The following is a 15,374-nucleotide window of genomic DNA, read 5'->3' as shown; positions in this document are numbered from 1 at the left end:
CGTCCCTAGAATCGGTCGCATGATCGATTGGCCCAACGTCCTGGCTCCCGCGCTGCAAGAGCGCTTGGTGCTCCTCCTCAACCACGTCATCGGTCGCGAGCCGGCCGCCATGGCCCGCCTCTTGCCCTTCCAGCAGTCGACGATGGTCGTTTCGGTGCAAGGGGCCCCGGCTTGGGCGCCGGCGCTGCCGGATCTGGCCCTGCGCATCACGCCCGCGGGCCTGCTGGAGCGCGTGGCCGAGCCCGTGGCCGATGCGCAATTGCGCGTCACGCTGGACGCCAGCAACCCGGTGGCCAGCGCCATGGCCGCGCTGAAGGGCCAGCGCCAAGGGGTCAATGTCAGCGGCGACGCGGCCCTGGCCGGCGCGGTGAACTGGCTGTTCGAGAACCTGCGCTTCGACCCGGCCGACGAATTGGCCCGGGCCGTGGGGCCGGCACCGGCCCAGTTCGTGGCCCAGGTGGGGCAGGGCCTGAAGGACGGCCTGGCGGCGCTCCTGCAACGCGGCGCACGCTGACCGTGCGCAACTTCCTTCGCGCCTGGGTCATCGGCTGGACCGTCCTGCGCTACGGCCTGGACGACCTGGCCCTGTCGGGCTTGCAGCGCCACCGCCGGGCCCGCTGGCTGCGTCGGCTCATCGGCCTGGGGCGCAGTTGGGAGCAGCCGCGCGGCGTGCGCTTGCGCCTGGCGCTGGAGCGCCTGGGCCCGATCTTCGTCAAGTTCGGCCAGGTGCTGAGCACGCGACGCGACCTCGTGCCGCCGGACATCGCCGAGGAACTGGCCAAGCTGCAGGACCGGGTGCCGCCCTTCCCGGCGGCGGAGAGCCGGCGCCTGGTGGAACAGGCCTTTGGCCGTTCGATCGAGCAGGTCTTCTCCCGCTTTGACCCCGAGCCGGTGGCCAGTGCATCGATCGCGCAGGTCCACTTTGCCCAGTTGCCCGACGGGCGGGAGGTCGCCGTCAAGGTGCTGCGGCCGGGCATGCTGGCCGTCATCGACGACGACCTGGCCCTGCTGCGTTGGCTGGCCGGTTGGGTGGAACGCCTCAGCGCCGACGGACGCCGGCTCAAGCCGCGCGAGGTGGTGGCCGAGTTCGACATGTACCTGCACGACGAGCTGGACCTCGTCCGCGAGGCCGCCAATGCCGCGCAGCTGCGCCGCAACATGGCGGGGCTGGACTTGGTGCTGGTGCCCGAGATGGTCTGGGAGCTGTGCACGCCGCAGGTGATGGTGATGCAGCGCATGCACGGCACGCCCATCAGCCAGCTCGACACCCTGCGCGCCGCCGGGGTCGACATCAAGAAGCTGGCGCGCGATGGCGTCACCATCTTCTTCACCCAGGTGTTTCGCGACGGCTTCTTCCACGCCGACATGCACCCCGGGAACATCCAGGTCAGCCTGGCGCCCGAGACCTTCCAGCGCTACATCGCGCTGGACTTCGGGATCATCGGCACCCTGTCCGAGGTGGACAAGGAGTACCTGGCGCAGAACTTCATCGCCTTCTTCCGCCGCGACTACAAGCGCGTGGCCGAGTTGCACGTCGAAAGCGGTTGGGTGCCGCGCGAGACCCGCATCGACGCCCTGGAGGGCGCCATCCGCGCGGTGTGCGAGCCGCATTTCGACCGGCCCTTGAAGGACATCTCGCTCGGCCAGGTCCTGATGCGCCTGTTCCAGACCTCGCGCCGCTTCAACGTCGAGATCCAGCCGCAGCTGGTGCTTTTGCAGAAGACCTTGCTGAACGTGGAGGGCCTGGGGCGGCAACTCGACCCCGACCTGGACCTGTGGAGCACCGCCAAGCCCTTCCTGGAGCGTTGGATGGACGAGCAGGTGGGGGGGCGCGCCTTCCTGAAGGCCTTGAAGAAGGAGGCGCCCCGTTTCGCCCCCTTTCTGCCCGAGTTGCCCCGCCTCTTGCACGACGCGCTCAAGGCCCAGGCCCAAGGTCGGCCCGAGCACGCGCACCTGGCGCCCTTGCTGGCCGAGTTGCGCCGCACCAACCGCCTGCTGACGGCCGGCTTGTGGGCGATCGCTGGCTTTGCCGCCGGCGGGGTCATCGCCCTGGTGGCCGTGCGCGTCTTGGGGGTTGCGCTCTAGCCGGCGCGCGAGCCACCGCCGCCATAATCCCGCGCGCCGAAATTCCGCTGCGCCGCAGCGGCCCCCTTCTACCCCCGCCTGGCCCATGAACACCACCTTGATCGTCTTCGTCGTGCTCTACCTGCTGGGCACCCTGGCCATTGGCGTTTGGGCGGGCACGCGGGTCAAGAACACGGCCGACTTCGCCATCGCCGGCCGCAGCCTGCCCTTGATCATGGTCGTCACGACCACCTTTGCCACCTGGTTTGGTGCCGAGACGGTCATGGGCATCCCGGCCAAGTTCGTCCAAGGCGGGCTCGGCGCGGTGGTCGAGGACCCCTTCGGCGCCGGCATGTGCCTGGTGCTGGTGGGCCTGTTCTTTGCCGCCAAGCTTTACCAAAAGAACCTGCTGACGATCGGCGACTTCTACCGTCAGCGCTTCGGCAAGGGCGTCGAAATCTTCTGCTCGCTGGCCATCATCCTGAGTTATCTGGGCTGGGTGGCCGCGCAGATCACGGCCCTGGGCCTGGTGTTCAGCGTGCTGACCAACGGCGCCATGAGCCCCGCCACCGGCATGGTCATCGGCACCCTGGCCGTGCTCATCTATGTCGTCATCGGCGGCTTTTTGGCCGTGGCCTGGACCGACTTCATCCAGATGATCGTGCTGGTGCTGGGCCTGTCGGCCATCGCCGTGTTCGCCGCCGACCTGGCCGGTGGTGCGGGCGTGGTGCTGGACCTGGCCGTGCAGAAGGACCTGGGCAAGTTCCTGCCCGCCATGACCTTCACCGATCTGGCCTTCTTCATCGCTGCGGCTTTGACCATGATGCTGGGTTCCATCCCGCAGCAGGACGTCTTCCAGCGGGTGATGTCGGCCCAAGACGCCAAGACCGCGCAGCGCGGTGCGGTGATCGGTGGCATCAGCTACATCCTGTTCGCCTTCGTGCCCATGTTCATCGTGCTGGCCGCCGTGGTGGTGATGGGCGACAAGGCCATGGACCTGGCCCAGAACGACTACCAGCGCGTGCTGCCCAGCTTCATCATGGGCCACATGCCGCTGCTGATGCAGATCTTGTTCTTCGGGGCGCTGCTCTCGGCCATCAAGAGCACCTCGTCGGCCACCTTGCTGGCCCCGACGACCAGCTTCGTGGAGAACATCCTCAAGCAGATCCGTCCGGGCATGACGGACAAGCAACAGCTGCTGGCGATGCGCGTGGCGTTGGTCGTGTTCGCCTTTGCCGTGCTGGTTTACGCCATCGCCATGCAGGGCACGCCGATCTACGAATTGGTCAGCGGCGCCTACCAGGTCACCTTGGTTGGGGCCTTCGTGCCCCTGGTGATGGGCCTGTACTGGCAGCGCGCCACGACCCAGGGGGCGATCTTCTCGATTTTTGCCGGCATCGCCACCTGGGTGCTGTTCTTCCCCCAGGTCACGACCTGGGGCGAAGCCTTCCCGGGGCAGCTGGCCGGCCTGATCGCCGCCTTCGCCGGCATGCTGGTCGGGTCCTTGGCGCCGCAGGTCCTGGCCAACCGCCACGACCACGTCAGCCACCACTTGAAACCGCACCCCTGAACCGCATCTGCGGGGCGCCGGCCGGCGCTCCAGCGGGGGGCGCCGGGCCGACTTCGTAGAATCGCCCGCTTTTCGTTCGGAACGACCATGCCCATTTACGCCTACCGCTGCAGCGCCTGTGGCCACGCCAAGGACGTGCTGCAAAAGCTGTCCGACGCGCCGCTGACCGCCTGCCCGGCGTGCGGCGCCGAGGCCTTCAGCAAGCAACTCACCGCCGCCGGCTTCCAGCTCAAGGGCTCGGGCTGGTACGCGACCGACTTCAAAGGCGGCGGCGCTTCGTCGAGCGCGCCCGCCCCGGCGTCGGCCGACGCCACGCCGGCCCCCGCACCCGCCGCGGGCGGCTGCGGCACCAGCTGCGCCGGCTCCGGCTGCCACTGAGCACGCGCTCCCCCGATCGGACCCTGATGGCCCTGTTCCGCAAGTACCTCCTCGCCGGCCTCTTGGTGTGGCTCCCCTTGGCCATCACGGTCTGGGTGCTGCTGTGGGTGCTCGGCCTGATGGACGGCATCTTTGGCGGGGTCGTGGGCGCCGCCGCCTCGGTGCTGCCCCAGGCCATGGGCGACGCGCTGCGCGAGCTCAAGAACGTGCGCGGCCTGGGGGTGCTCACCCTGGTGCTGCTGCTCTTGGGCACGGGAGTATTTGCCGCCAACATCGTGGGGCAGTGGTGGCTCAAGCAGTGGGACCGGGTGCTGCACCAGGTGCCCATCGTCAAAAGCATCTACAGCTCGGTCAAGCAGGTCTCCGACACCCTGTTCTCGAGCAAGGGCAACGCCTTTCGCGAGGCCGTGCTGGTCGAGTACCCGCGCGCTGGCAGCTGGACCATCGCCTTCGTGACCGGCACGCCGGCCCCCGAAGTCGCCCCCCTGCTGGGTGACGGCCGCGAGCACGTGTCGATTTATGTGCCCACCACCCCGAACCCGACCTCGGGCTTCTTTCTGATGGTGCCCAAGCACCAGCTCCGCCCCTTGGCGATGAGCGTGGACGCCGCGCTCAAGCACATCATTTCCATGGGCGTCGTCGCGCCCAGCACCCCGGCGGCAGCGGCAGCGCCGAGCGACCCCAATCCGATCGGCTGAGCCCGCCGGCGTCGGGTTCAGCCAGGGTCAGCGCCACTCCCCCCTCTTTTTGAATGACAAGGCCGGCGAATGCGGCCGGTTTGGAGCAATGCAATGCGTACGAGTTACTGTGGCGATGTGAGCGAGGCCCTGTTGGGCCAAGACGTGACTTTGATGGGCTGGGCCCATCGCCGGCGCGACCACGGCGGGGTGATCTTCATCGACCTGCGCGATCGCCAGGGCCTGGTGCAGATCGTCTGCGACCCCGATCGCGCCGAGATGTTCAAGACGGCCGAGGGCGTGCGCAACGAGTTCTGCCTGCAGGTCAAAGGCAAGGTGCGCGCCCGCCCGGCCGGCACCGAAAACGGCAACCTGGTCAGCGGCAAGATCGAGGTGCTGTGCCACGAGCTGACGGTGCTGAACCCCAGCGTCACGCCCCCCTTCCAGCTCGACGATGAGAACCTGAGCGAAACCACGCGCTTGACGCACCGCGTGCTGGACCTGCGCCGCCCGCAGATGCAGAAGAACCTGATGCTGCGCTACCGCGTGGCCATGGAGTGCCGCAAGTACCTGGACGAGCTGGGCTTTGTCGACATCGAGACCCCGATGCTGACCAAGAGCACGCCCGAGGGCGCGCGCGACTACCTTGTGCCCAGCCGCGTGCACGACGGCCAGTTCTTCGCGCTGCCGCAGTCGCCCCAGCTCTTCAAGCAGCTCTTGATGGTGGCCGGTTTCGACCGCTACTACCAAATCACCAAGTGCTTCCGCGACGAAGACCTGCGCGCCGACCGCCAGCCGGAATTCACCCAGATCGACATCGAGACCTCGTTCCTGACAGAAGAGGAGATCCGCGCGATGTTCGAAGGGATGATCCGCCACGTCTTCCGCAAGGCCATGAACGTGGAGCTGGGCGACTACCCGGTGATGCAGTACGCCGAGGCCATGCACCGCTTCGGCTCGGACAAGCCCGACCTGCGCGTGAAGCTCGAGTTCACCGAGCTGACCGATTGCATGAAGGACGTGGACTTCAAGGTCTTCAGCGGCCCGGCCACCACCCCGGGCGGCCGCGTGGTGGCCCTGCGCGTGCCCGGTGGCGCCGAGCTGAGCCGCGGCGACATCGACGCCTACACCGAGTTCGTGAAGATCTACGGCGCCAAGGGCCTGGCCTGGGTCAAGGTCAACGAGGTGGCCAAGGGCCGTGACGGCCTGCAGTCGCCCATCGTGAAGAACCTGCACGACGCCGCCATCGCCGAGGTGCTGAAGCGCACCGGCGCCCAAGACGGCGACATCCTGTTCTTCGGCGCCGACAAGGCCAAGATCGTCAACGACGCCATCGGTGCCCTGCGCCTGAAGGTGGGTCACAGCGACTTTGCCAAGGCCAAGGGCCTGTTCGAAGACCGCTGGGCGCCGTTGTGGGTCGTGGACTTCCCGATGTTCGAGCACGACGACGAGAACAACCGCTGGGCGGCCGTGCACCACCCCTTCACCGCGCCCAAGGACGGGCACGAGGACCTCATGGCCACCGACCCGGGCCAGTGCATCGCCAAGGCCTACGACATGGTGCTCAACGGCTGGGAACTGGGCGGCGGCTCGGTGCGGATCCACCGCGCCGACGTGCAGGCCAAGGTCTTCGAGGCCCTGAACATCAGCGAAGACGACCAGCGCCTGAAGTTCGGCTTCTTGCTGGACGCGCTGCAGTACGGCGCGCCCCCGCACGGCGGGTTGGCCTTCGGCCTGGACCGCTTGGTCACGCTGATGACCAAGGCCGAGTCGATCCGCGACGTGATCGCCTTCCCCAAGACGCAACGCGCGCAGTGCCTGTTGACCGGCGCCCCCAGCATGGTGGACGAAAAGCAGCTGCGCGAGCTGCACATCCGCCTGCGCAACGCGGCGGCCGCCACGGCCTGATGCCGTTGGCCAGCAACCCCCAAGGGCAGCTTCGGCTGCCCTTTTTTTTTGGCGTGTGAGCAAACGTAGCGGAGGATCGGGCGTGGGTGCATCGAAGTTGAAGTTGGGCATGGCCGTGATGGCCTTGGGTGTGTTGGTGGGCTGCGGCAAGCAGGGCGAGGCGCTGGGGGAGGGCGGCTCGGCCGTCAGCGGCTCGGCCGGTCCGGCCGGGGCACGGCACGGTGCCAAGTCCTTGGTGACCTGCGACGCGCCGGTGGCCACGCTGGCCCTGGTGGAGAACCCCAACGGCTACCAGTACGGCAGCGCCAACGGCCTGCCCCCGTCGCCCTTGCCACTGGTGCGCTTGCTGGCGCAGCAAAGCGGCTGCTTTCGCGTCGTCGACCGCAGCGCGGGCCTCAAGGCCACCATCCGTGAGCAGGAGCTGAAAGAGGCTGGCGTGCTGCGGCAAACGGGCAGCACGGTGCACAAGGGCAAGGGCTACGAGGCGCAGTACTCGCTCACGCCGGCGCTCAACTTCAGCGAGATGGACGCCGGGCGACAAGTGGGTGGCCTGATGGCGCAGATCCCCGTGCTGCGCAACTTCGTGGGCGCGGCCGAGCAGGTCAAGCTGAAGGAAGCGCAGGTCACCCTGCTGCTGACCGACAACGAAACCACCGAGCAGGTGGCTGCGGCCACGGGCTCGGTGCGCGTGACCGACCTGGGTGTGGGCGGCCTGGTGGTGGGGCGCTTGAGCGGCGGCGGGGCCGGTTGGGCCAACAGCAACGAAGGCAAGGTGATCGCCGCGGCCTTCTTGGACGCGCACAACCAACTCGTCGCTCAGGTGCGCGAATTGGCGGCCAAAGACCTCCCGCCGCCGGTGCCGAAGAAGGGCGGTTGATACTGCCGGCATGCCCGCGTTCAAGGTTCCCGAGTCGGTCCTCGTTGTCATCCACACCCCGTCGCTCCAGGTGCTCTTGATCGAGCGGGCCGATGCGCCGGGCTTTTGGCAATCGGTCACCGGCTCCAAGGACCACGAGGACGAATCCTGGGAGGCCACGGCGCTGCGCGAGGTGGCCGAGGAAACGGGCATCGACGCCCGGGCGCCCGGCTGCCAGTTGTGCGACTGGGGCTTGGAGAACGTCTACGAGATTTACCCCCGCTGGCGCCACCGTTACGCGCCGGGCGTGACCCACAACCGCGAGCGGGTCTTCGGTCTCTTGGTGCCCGAGGGCACGCCCGTGCGCCTGTCGCCGCGCGAGCACGCCGCCTCGCGCTGGCTGCCTTGGGCCGCCGCCGCCGAGGCCTGCTTCTCGCCGTCCAACGCCGAGGCCATCTCGCACCTGCCGCGTTGGGTCGCCCCCGCCTGAGCGCACCCGCGCAAACCCGAAGGGCCGCGAGCAGGGCGCTTCAGCATGATCCGGCCATGCCTGCCGCTCCCGCCCCCCCATCGCGTTGGGCCCTGCACCGGCACGCCCTGATCCTGGCGCTGGCCCTGCTGGGCTGCGTGCTCTCCTTGTTGGGCGGCGCGGCCATGGCCACCTGGATCGAGCGCAAGGCCAAGGTGGAATTCCACCAACGTGCGACGCAAGTGGCCGGTGATGTGCAGCGGCGCCTGGCGCAGCCGGGCTTTGTGCTGGAAGGCCTGCGCGCCCTGCACGGCGCCACCGGCGGCATGGACGCACCGCGCCTGCAGGCCTACATGGCCGCGCGCGAGGTGTCGCGCGACTTGCCGGGCTTGCAGGCCCTGGGCCTGGTGCAACGCTGGTCCGCGGACGAAGTGCCGGCCCGGCTGGCGGCCCTGCGTCGCACCGGCGGAACCTTCGAGCTGCGACCCGCTTCGGTCCCAGGTGAAGCGGGCGACCTCCTGGTGCAAGTGGCCATCGCGCCGGCGGAGGGCTTTGGCCGGGAACTTGGCCTGAACCTGCGCAGCGAGCCGCGCCGCAACGACGCCGTGGTGCAGGCGGTGAGCCTGGGCACCACCGCCTTCTCCGCCCCGATCGAGCTGCAACGCGACCGCGCGTCGCCCGCATCGGCCGCGCTGCTCGCCCTGCCGCTGTTCCGAGCCGGGGCCCCGAAGGCCACGCCGCAGCAGCGCTGGGACGCGCTCGACGGGGTGCTCGTGGCCTGGGTCACCGTGCCCGAGTTGCTCCAGGGCGTTGACGAGGGCTTGAGCGAGCGCATGGACCTCACGCTCACCGACGCCGTGAACCCCGGCCTCGGCGCCGAACGTTGGATCCGCTGGGCCAGCGAGGTCCCGATCGGCGCCCGCGTCGTGCACCTGCCGGTTCAGGCGTTCGGCCGGGCGATGACGCTCGAGGCCCGCTCCACCACCGCCTACGACGCCAACTTCCCCCTGTGGCCCGCCGGCGCCCTGGGCGGGGTGGGCGTGCTGCTCAGCAGCCTGCTGCTGGTGCTGGGCTTGCAAAGCCACCGGGCGCGCGACGAGGCCGAGGCCCGCGTGCTGGAGATGACGGGCGACCTGCAGCGCCTGGCCCTGGTGGCCGAGCGCACGAGCAACGCCGTGGCCCTGTGCGACCCCATGGGGCGCATGACCTGGGTGAACCAGGGCTACGAGCGCCTCACCGGCTTCACCGCGGCCCAAGTCCTGGGTCAGCAGCTGACCGAGCTGCAGCAGTCCAGCGGCGCCGACCCAGGCACCTTGATCCGCCTGCAGCGTGCTTGGTCCGAGGCAGAGGCCCTGCGCGTCACCCTGTGCAACCGCCGGGTGGACGGCGGCGACTACTGGGTCGAGCTCGCGCTGCAGCCGGTGCGCGACGACGCGGGGGCGGTGAGCGGCTTCATTGCCATCCAGAACGACGTCACGGAGCGCCTGCGCGCCGAACACGCCTTGCAGGCCGAGCGCGAGCGGCTCGAGGGCATCATCGACGCCACCCGGCTCGGCACCTGGGAATGGCACATCCCGACGCAGCGCCTGCGCCGCAACGCCACCTTGGCCGCCATGCGGGGCTACACCCTCGAGGAACTGGCCACGGCCACCATGGTCGACTTCGAGCAGGCGCTCCACCCCGACGACGAGCCCGCCTTCCGCCAGGCCCTGCGCGATCACTTCGAGGGCGTGACCGAGCGCTGCCATGCCGAGGTGCGCATTCGCCACCGCGACGGCCACTGGGTGTGGCTGATGCTCAGCGGGCGCCTGATGCGCCGCACGGCCGACGGCCACCCGGAGTTGATGTTTGGCATTGCGCAAGACATCGGCGAGCGCAAGGCGGCCGAGCAGGAGTTGGCGGCCAGCCTGGACCTGCTGGACCGAACCGGTCGCATCGGCGGCGTGGGCGGCTGGGTCTACGACCTGCAGCGCGAAACCATGCGCTGGACGAACGAAACCGGCCGCCTGCACGACCTGCCCGCGGGGCACCAGCCCACGGTGGCCGAGGCCATCGGCTACTTCTCGCCCGAGGCCCAGCTGGCCTTGCACGCGGCCCTGGGCGAGGCCCGCAACCGCGGCCAGGGCTTCGACCTGGAGCTGGCCGCCGTCACCGCCCAAGACCGCCGCATCTGGGTGCGTTGCGTGGCCGAGGTGGAGCTCGACGGTGGCCGCCCCGCGCGGCTGGTGGGCGCGCTGCAGGACATCACGGCGCAGCGCGAGGCCCGGGCCGAAATCCGGCGCGGGGCGGAGCTGCTGCGGCACGCCATCGACGCGCTGGACCAACCGTTCGCCCTGTGGGGCCCCGACGACCGCTTGCTCTACTGCAACGAGCGATTCCGTCAGATGGACCCGGTGGTCGCCGACTTGGTGCGCCCCGGCATTCGGTTCGAGGACCTGCTGCGCGACCTGGTGGAGCTGGATCCGGGCGTGACCCAGGGCGAAGCCCCCGAGGCCTGGGTGCGCACCCGGGTGGCGCGCCGCCGAACCGGGCCCCTGGACGAGCTGGAGGCCGAGCCCTCCGGGCGCACCCTGCGCCGCATCGACCGGGCCATGCCCGACGGGCACCTGGTCAGCATCCGCATCGACCTGACCGAGCTGGTGCGCGCGCGCCAGCAGGCCGAGGAGGCCGTGGTCGCCAAGAGCCGATTCCTGGCGAACATGAGCCACGAGATCCGCACGCCGCTGAACGCGGTGCTGGGCATGCTGCAGCTGCTCACGCGCACGCCCCTGGACGACCGCCAGGTCGATTACCTCACCAAGGCCGGCTCGGCCGCCCGCACGCTGCTGGCGCTGATCAACGACACCCTCGATTTCTCCAAGATCGAGGCCGGTCGCATGGACTTGGAGGCCCGGCCGCTGTCCCTGGCCACCCTGCTGCAGGACGCCGGCGTGATCTTGCAACCCGGCCTCAAGGACAAACCGGTGCAGTTGGTCCTGACGCTGGACCCGGCCTTGCCGGCCGCGGTCTTGGGCGACGCCCTGCGCCTGCAGCAGGTGCTCGTGAACCTCGGCGGCAACGCCATCAAGTTCACGGCCGAGGGCGAGGTGCGCGTGCAACTGCAGCGCGCAGAGGGCGCCGCGGCGGGGGCGGTGCGCCTGCGCGTGGCCGTCAGCGACACCGGCATCGGCATTGCCCCCGAGCACCAGCAGCGCATCTTCCAAGGCTTCACGCAGGCCGAGTCGTCGATCACCCGGCGCTTTGGGGGCACCGGCCTCGGCCTGGCCATCAGCCAGCGCCTGGTGGCGCTGATGGGCGGGCGCTTGCAACTGCGCAGCGAGCCCGGCCGCGGCAGCACCTTCTGGTTCGAGCTGGACCTGCCCCTCGCCGAGGCCTTGCCCACCCCGGCGCCCCTGGGCCTGGGGAGCGCGGCCGTGGGCCTGCCCGGCCACCAGCGCCTGGCGGGCCTGCGTTTGCTGCTGGCCGAGGACAACGCCATCAACCAGCAGGTGGCCTGCGAGCTGCTCAGCGCGGAGGGCGCCAGCGTGCGCGTGGCCGCCCACGGGCAGGAGGCGCTGGACCTGTTGACCGCCGAGCCCGACAGCTTTGACGCCGTGCTGATGGACCTGCAAATGCCGGTCATGGACGGCTTGAGCGCCACCCGGGCGCTGCGCGCCACCCTGGACCGCCACTTGCCGGTCATCGCCATGACCGCCAACACCAGCGCCAGCGACCGCGCGGCCTGCTTGGAGGCGGGCATGAACGACCACGTGGGCAAGCCCTTCGAGCTGGACCAGCTGGTGGCCACTTTGGCGCGTTGGACCGGGCGGGCCGACGCGGTGCCGACGCGCGCGGCCGTGGACCCGGCGGGCGCCGACGAACCCGAGGGCTGGGCCAGCGCCGAAGCCCTGGCCCGCTTGGGCGGCCAGCGCGCCTTGTACGGGCGCTCGCTGGACCGGTTCGCCGAGGCCCTGCCCCAGTGGATGGCCGAGCTGGCCTCGCCGGCTGAGGGCGAGGCGGCGGTGGCACAGCGCCAGCGCTTGCTGCACAGCCTCAAGGGCAACCTGGGCACCTTGGGGGCCGTGGCGGCCTGCGAGCGCGTGCGCCGGGCCGAGGGCCAGCCCGAGCCCCTGGCCAGCCAAAACGCGCTGGCGGCGCTGGAGGCGGCCCAGGCCGGCCTGCAGTGCCTGCGCGCCCGCCACGCCGAGCCGACCGTGGCCAGCGAAGGCCCGCGGCCCGCGCCCCTGTCGCCCGCCCAGCAGCGGGCGGCGCTGCAGCAGCTGATGGACCTGCTGGGGCAATTCGACGCGGCCGCGCTCGACGCCCTGGAGCCCTTGGCCCCCCTGGCCGACGACCCGCGCTTTCGCCCGCTGCGCGAGGCCGTCGAATCCTTTGCTTTCGAAGACGCCGTGCGCCTGGCCCAGGCCTGGCATGGCGCGCTGGCCGCATGAGTTCGATGCCCCTGCCCCCTTTGGACCGGCCCCGCCTGCTGGTGGTGGACGAGCAGCCCGCCAACATCCAAGCGCTGTACCGCACCTTCGCCAGCGACCACCAGGTCTTCATGGCCACCAGCGGCCGGCAGGCGCTGGAGTTGGCGCAGGAACGCCGGCCCGACCTGGTGCTGCTGGACCTGGACCTGCCCGACCTCGACGGCTTCGAGGTCTGCACCCGGCTGCAGGCCGATCCGGCCACCCGCCACATCCCCGTGGTGTTCGTCACCGCCCACAACGACGAGGCCGCCGAAGCCCGCGGCCTGGCCCTGGGGGCGGTGGACTTCATCGGCAAGCCCATCCGGCCGGCCATCGTGCGGGCGCGGGTGCAGACCCACCTGCTCCTCAAGCGCCAGGGCGACGTGCTGCGCGACTTGGCGTTTTTGGACGGCCTGACCGGCCTGCACAACCGGCGGGCCTTCGACGAGCGCCTGGCCGCCGAGTTGCGCCACGCGGCACGCGATCGCACGCCCCTGTCCCTGGTCATGATCGACGTCGACCGCTTCAAGCGCTACAACGACCACTACGGCCACCTGGCGGGCGACGACGCCCTGCGGCAGGTGGCCGCGGCGCTGCGGGCTGGCATGCTCCGGCCCATGGACCTCGTGACCCGATTCGGCGGCGAAGAGTTCGCCTGCGTGCTGCCCGGCACCGACCTGCCCGGGGCGCTGGCCGTGGCCGAGCGCCTCCGCGCCGCCGTGGCCGCCTTGCGGATGCCGCACCCCACCAGCGAGGTGCAGCCGCACCTCAGCATCAGCCTCGGCGTGGCCTGCACCACCCAGGTGCCCGTGCTCACCCCGCAGGCCCTGCTGGCGGGGGCCGATGCCGCGCTGTACCAAGCCAAATCGGCCGGCCGGGACCGCGTTCAGGGCTTCGAGCCCGCGCGCGAAGGGGCCGCGCCGTGAGCCCGCTGGGTGCCTTGGGCCCGGAAGGTGCCCGCGCGCCCGACCTGGACCGCCCGCTGCGGGTGGCCACCTACAACATCCACAAGGGCGTGCGCGGGCTGGCCATGGCCAAGCGCCTGGAGATCCACGCGCTGAAGCTGGGCGTGCACGCCTTCGGCGCCGACCTGGTGTGCCTGCAAGAGGTGCGCAGCCACCACCTGGGCGACGCGCGGCGCTTCTCGCACCCCCTGCTGGGTTGGCCAGGACCGCAGGCGGAGTACCTGGCGCCCGAGGGCTACCACGTGGCCTACCGCAGCAACGCCATCACCCGGGGGGGCGAGCACGGCAACGCCTTGCTGTCGCGCCTGCCCATCCAGGGCGTGCGCCAGCACGACGTCTCCGACCACCGCTTCGAGCAGCGCGGCCTGCTGCACGTGGAGGTGGACTGGCACGGGCAGCCGCTGCACGTGCTGGTGCTGCACCTGGGCCTGTTCCATGGCAGTCGTGTGCGCCAGGTGCAGCAACTGGGGCAGTACCTGGCCGACGAGGTGCCGGCCCAGGCCCGCGTGCTGGTGGCCGGCGACTTCAACGACTGGCGCGAGCAACTCGACCGGCCCATGCGCGAGCTGGGCCTGGCGCGCGAACCGCAGGGCCTGCACCGCACCTTCCCGGCGCGGGCGCCGCTGTTCGCGCTCGACCGGGTCTACACCCGCGGTCTGCGCGCCAGCCAAGCGCACGTGCCGCGCGGCGGGCCCTGGGTGCGCATGAGCGACCACCTGCCCCTGCTCGTCGACCTGCACCCCGCATGATGCGCGGCTGGCGCGAGCGCGCCCTGCCGCAAGGCGGGCACGAGTTGGGGTTGCTGCAGGGCGGGGACGCGCTGTTCCCGGCCATGGCCGAGGCCATCGACCGCGCGGCGCACGATGTGTGGATGGCCAGCTACATCGTGCACACCGACGCGGCCTCCGAGGCCATCGTGCAAGCCCTGCTGCGCGCCGACCGGCGCGGCGTGCGCGTGCGCGTGGTGGTGGACGGCTTCGGCGCGCGCGAGGCCCTGCCGTGGTGGCGCGAGCGCTTGCAAGGCAGCCGGGTGGCGCTGGCGGTGTTCCGTCCCATCGACCGCTGGTGGCATTGGTTCCAGCCCGGCCAGCTGCGCCGGCTGCACCAGAAGCTGTGCGTGGTGGACGAGGCCGTGGCCTTCGTCGGCGGCATCAACCTGCTGGACGACCGCTGGGACCTTCGCCACGGCGCCCTGCCCACGCCGCGTCTGGACTTCGCCGTGCGCGTCAGCGGACCCATCGTGGCCGACGTGCACCGCACGGTGCGCCGCCTTTGGACGCGGGCCTGGCTGGGCGCCGACTTCGGCGACGAGTTGCGTGCCTTGCTGACCGCGCCGGAGCCCTTGCACCGGGCCCGGCAGTGGATCGACGCGCGCTGGCGCGACTGGCAGGGGGCGCGTGCCGAGGCCTTGGCCTGGCGGCGAAGTCGCCGCGAGGCCTTGGCCGACCTGCGGCCGGTGCGGGCCGCCTTCGTGCGCCGCGACAACCTGGTGCAGCGCCACGCCATCGAGCGCGAGTACCTGCACGCCCTGCGCGAGGCGCAGCAGGCCATCGACCTCATCTGTCCCTACTTCTACCCCAGCGCCCGGCTGCTGCGCGCCTTGCACCGTGCCGCCGGGCGCGGCGTGCGCATCCGCCTCTTGCTGCAAGGGCAGTTCGACTACCGCCTGGCCGAAATGGCCGCTCGCGCCCTTTACGCCGACCTGCTGGCGCGGGGCGTGCGCGTGTTCGAGTACCGCGCGGCCTTCCTGCACGCCAAGGTGGCCCAGGTGGACGGGCGCTGGGCCACGGTGGGCTCCAGCAACCTGGACCCGACCTCGCTGGTGCTGAACCTGGAGGCCAACGTCGTCGTCTGGGACGAGGCCGTGGCCGCCCAAGTGCGCCAGGCCTTCGAGGCGGCGCTGGAGGGCGCCGAGGAGGTGTTGGCCGAGCGACCGCCGCCGGGGTGGCGCGGCCTGCGCGGCTGGCTGCGCCGCCGCCTGGTGGCCTGGGCGGCGCAGCTTTACCTGCGCATGGCTGGCAACGAGCGGTACTGAAGCC

General features: G+C 70.7%; 12 protein-coding genes. All 12 read left to right on the top strand.

Annotated elements, in window-relative coordinates:
- The first annotated feature begins 19 nt into the window (after nt 1-19).
- The 12 genes from EOD73_RS05670 to clsB all read left to right on the top strand — a co-directional run bounded on the left by EOD73_RS05670 (nt 20) and on the right by clsB (nt 15,370).
- A complete protein-coding gene (locus tag EOD73_RS05670) occupies nt 20-514 on the top strand; it encodes a hypothetical protein (RefSeq protein WP_127681662.1) in 495 nt (164 codons plus the stop codon).
- A gap of 2 nt (nt 515-516) precedes the next feature.
- Nucleotides 517-2,085: a ubiquinone biosynthesis regulatory protein kinase UbiB gene (ubiB, locus tag EOD73_RS05665; RefSeq protein ID WP_127681660.1), complete on the top strand. Its 1,569-nt coding sequence runs from the start codon at nt 517-519 to the stop codon at nt 2,083-2,085.
- Between the two features lie 85 nt (nt 2,086-2,170).
- Nucleotides 2,171-3,634: a high affinity choline transporter 1 gene (locus tag EOD73_RS05660; RefSeq protein ID WP_127681658.1), complete on the top strand. Its 1,464-nt coding sequence runs from the start codon at nt 2,171-2,173 to the stop codon at nt 3,632-3,634.
- An 87-nt stretch (nt 3,635-3,721) separates the two neighbouring features.
- On the top strand, nt 3,722-4,012 hold the full coding sequence (locus tag EOD73_RS05655; RefSeq protein WP_127681656.1) for an FmdB family zinc ribbon protein: 291 nt from the start codon (nt 3,722-3,724) through the stop codon (nt 4,010-4,012).
- A gap of 26 nt (nt 4,013-4,038) precedes the next feature.
- A complete protein-coding gene (locus tag EOD73_RS05650) occupies nt 4,039-4,710 on the top strand; it encodes a DUF502 domain-containing protein (RefSeq protein ID WP_127681654.1) in 672 nt (223 codons plus the stop codon).
- A gap of 69 nt (nt 4,711-4,779) precedes the next feature.
- A complete protein-coding gene (gene aspS / locus EOD73_RS05645; RefSeq protein WP_240660606.1) occupies nt 4,780-6,597 on the top strand; it encodes an aspartate--tRNA ligase in 1,818 nt (605 codons plus the stop codon).
- A 109-nt stretch (nt 6,598-6,706) separates the two neighbouring features.
- Nucleotides 6,707-7,474 (top strand): CsgG/HfaB family protein, encoded by a 768-nt coding sequence (locus EOD73_RS05640; RefSeq protein WP_127682436.1) that lies wholly within the window; start codon nt 6,707-6,709, stop codon nt 7,472-7,474.
- 10 nt (nt 7,475-7,484) lie between these two features.
- Nucleotides 7,485-7,943, top strand: coding sequence for a dihydroneopterin triphosphate diphosphatase (gene nudB, locus EOD73_RS05635; RefSeq protein ID WP_127681650.1), 459 nt, complete (start codon nt 7,485-7,487; stop codon nt 7,941-7,943).
- Between the two features lie 56 nt (nt 7,944-7,999).
- Nucleotides 8,000-12,352 carry a PAS domain S-box protein gene (locus EOD73_RS05630; protein WP_127681648.1) on the top strand — a complete coding sequence of 1,451 codons (4,353 nt, stop codon included), beginning with the start codon at nt 8,000-8,002 and terminating at the stop codon, nt 12,350-12,352.
- Nucleotides 12,349-13,296: a diguanylate cyclase gene (locus EOD73_RS05625; RefSeq protein WP_127681646.1), complete on the top strand. Its 948-nt coding sequence runs from the start codon at nt 12,349-12,351 to the stop codon at nt 13,294-13,296. Before EOD73_RS05630 ends, EOD73_RS05625 begins: the two co-directional genes overlap by 4 nt.
- Nucleotides 13,293-14,084, top strand: a complete 792-nt coding sequence (locus EOD73_RS05620) for an endonuclease/exonuclease/phosphatase family protein (protein WP_240660605.1) — start codon at nt 13,293-13,295, stop codon at nt 14,082-14,084. The genes EOD73_RS05625 and EOD73_RS05620 overlap by 4 nt, the downstream gene beginning before the upstream one ends.
- Nucleotides 14,081-15,370: a cardiolipin synthase ClsB gene (clsB, locus tag EOD73_RS05615; RefSeq protein WP_127681644.1), complete on the top strand. Its 1,290-nt coding sequence runs from the start codon at nt 14,081-14,083 to the stop codon at nt 15,368-15,370. Before EOD73_RS05620 ends, clsB begins: the two co-directional genes overlap by 4 nt.
- Nucleotides 15,371-15,374: the final 4 nt, after the last annotated feature.

The organism is Inhella crocodyli (assembly GCF_004004565.1).
Lineage (GTDB): Bacteria > Pseudomonadota > Gammaproteobacteria > Burkholderiales > Burkholderiaceae_C > Inhella > Inhella crocodyli.
Note: the sequence above shows the minus strand (reverse complement) of the source record. Positions and strands in the feature narration are given on the sequence as shown.

Excerpts from the sequence above, each read along its gene's own strand:
- EOD73_RS05660 (WP_127681658.1), top strand. The coding sequence starts at position 2,171 with ATGAACACCACCTTGATCGTCTTCGTCGTGCTCTACCTGCTGGGCACC.
- EOD73_RS05630 (WP_127681648.1), top strand. The coding sequence starts at position 8,000 with ATGCCTGCCGCTCCCGCCCCCCCATCGCGTTGGGCCCTGCACCGGCAC.
- EOD73_RS05650 (WP_127681654.1), top strand. The coding sequence starts at position 4,039 with ATGGCCCTGTTCCGCAAGTACCTCCTCGCCGGCCTCTTGGTGTGGCTC.
- aspS (WP_240660606.1), top strand. The coding sequence starts at position 4,780 with ATGCGGCCGGTTTGGAGCAATGCAATGCGTACGAGTTACTGTGGCGAT.
- EOD73_RS05670 (WP_127681662.1), top strand. The coding sequence starts at position 20 with ATGATCGATTGGCCCAACGTCCTGGCTCCCGCGCTGCAAGAGCGCTTG.
- EOD73_RS05655 (WP_127681656.1), top strand. The coding sequence starts at position 3,722 with ATGCCCATTTACGCCTACCGCTGCAGCGCCTGTGGCCACGCCAAGGAC.
- EOD73_RS05625 (WP_127681646.1), top strand. The coding sequence starts at position 12,349 with ATGAGTTCGATGCCCCTGCCCCCTTTGGACCGGCCCCGCCTGCTGGTG.
- EOD73_RS05640 (WP_127682436.1), top strand. The coding sequence starts at position 6,707 with ATGGCCGTGATGGCCTTGGGTGTGTTGGTGGGCTGCGGCAAGCAGGGC.
- nudB (WP_127681650.1), top strand. The coding sequence starts at position 7,485 with ATGCCCGCGTTCAAGGTTCCCGAGTCGGTCCTCGTTGTCATCCACACC.
- clsB (WP_127681644.1), top strand. The coding sequence starts at position 14,081 with ATGATGCGCGGCTGGCGCGAGCGCGCCCTGCCGCAAGGCGGGCACGAG.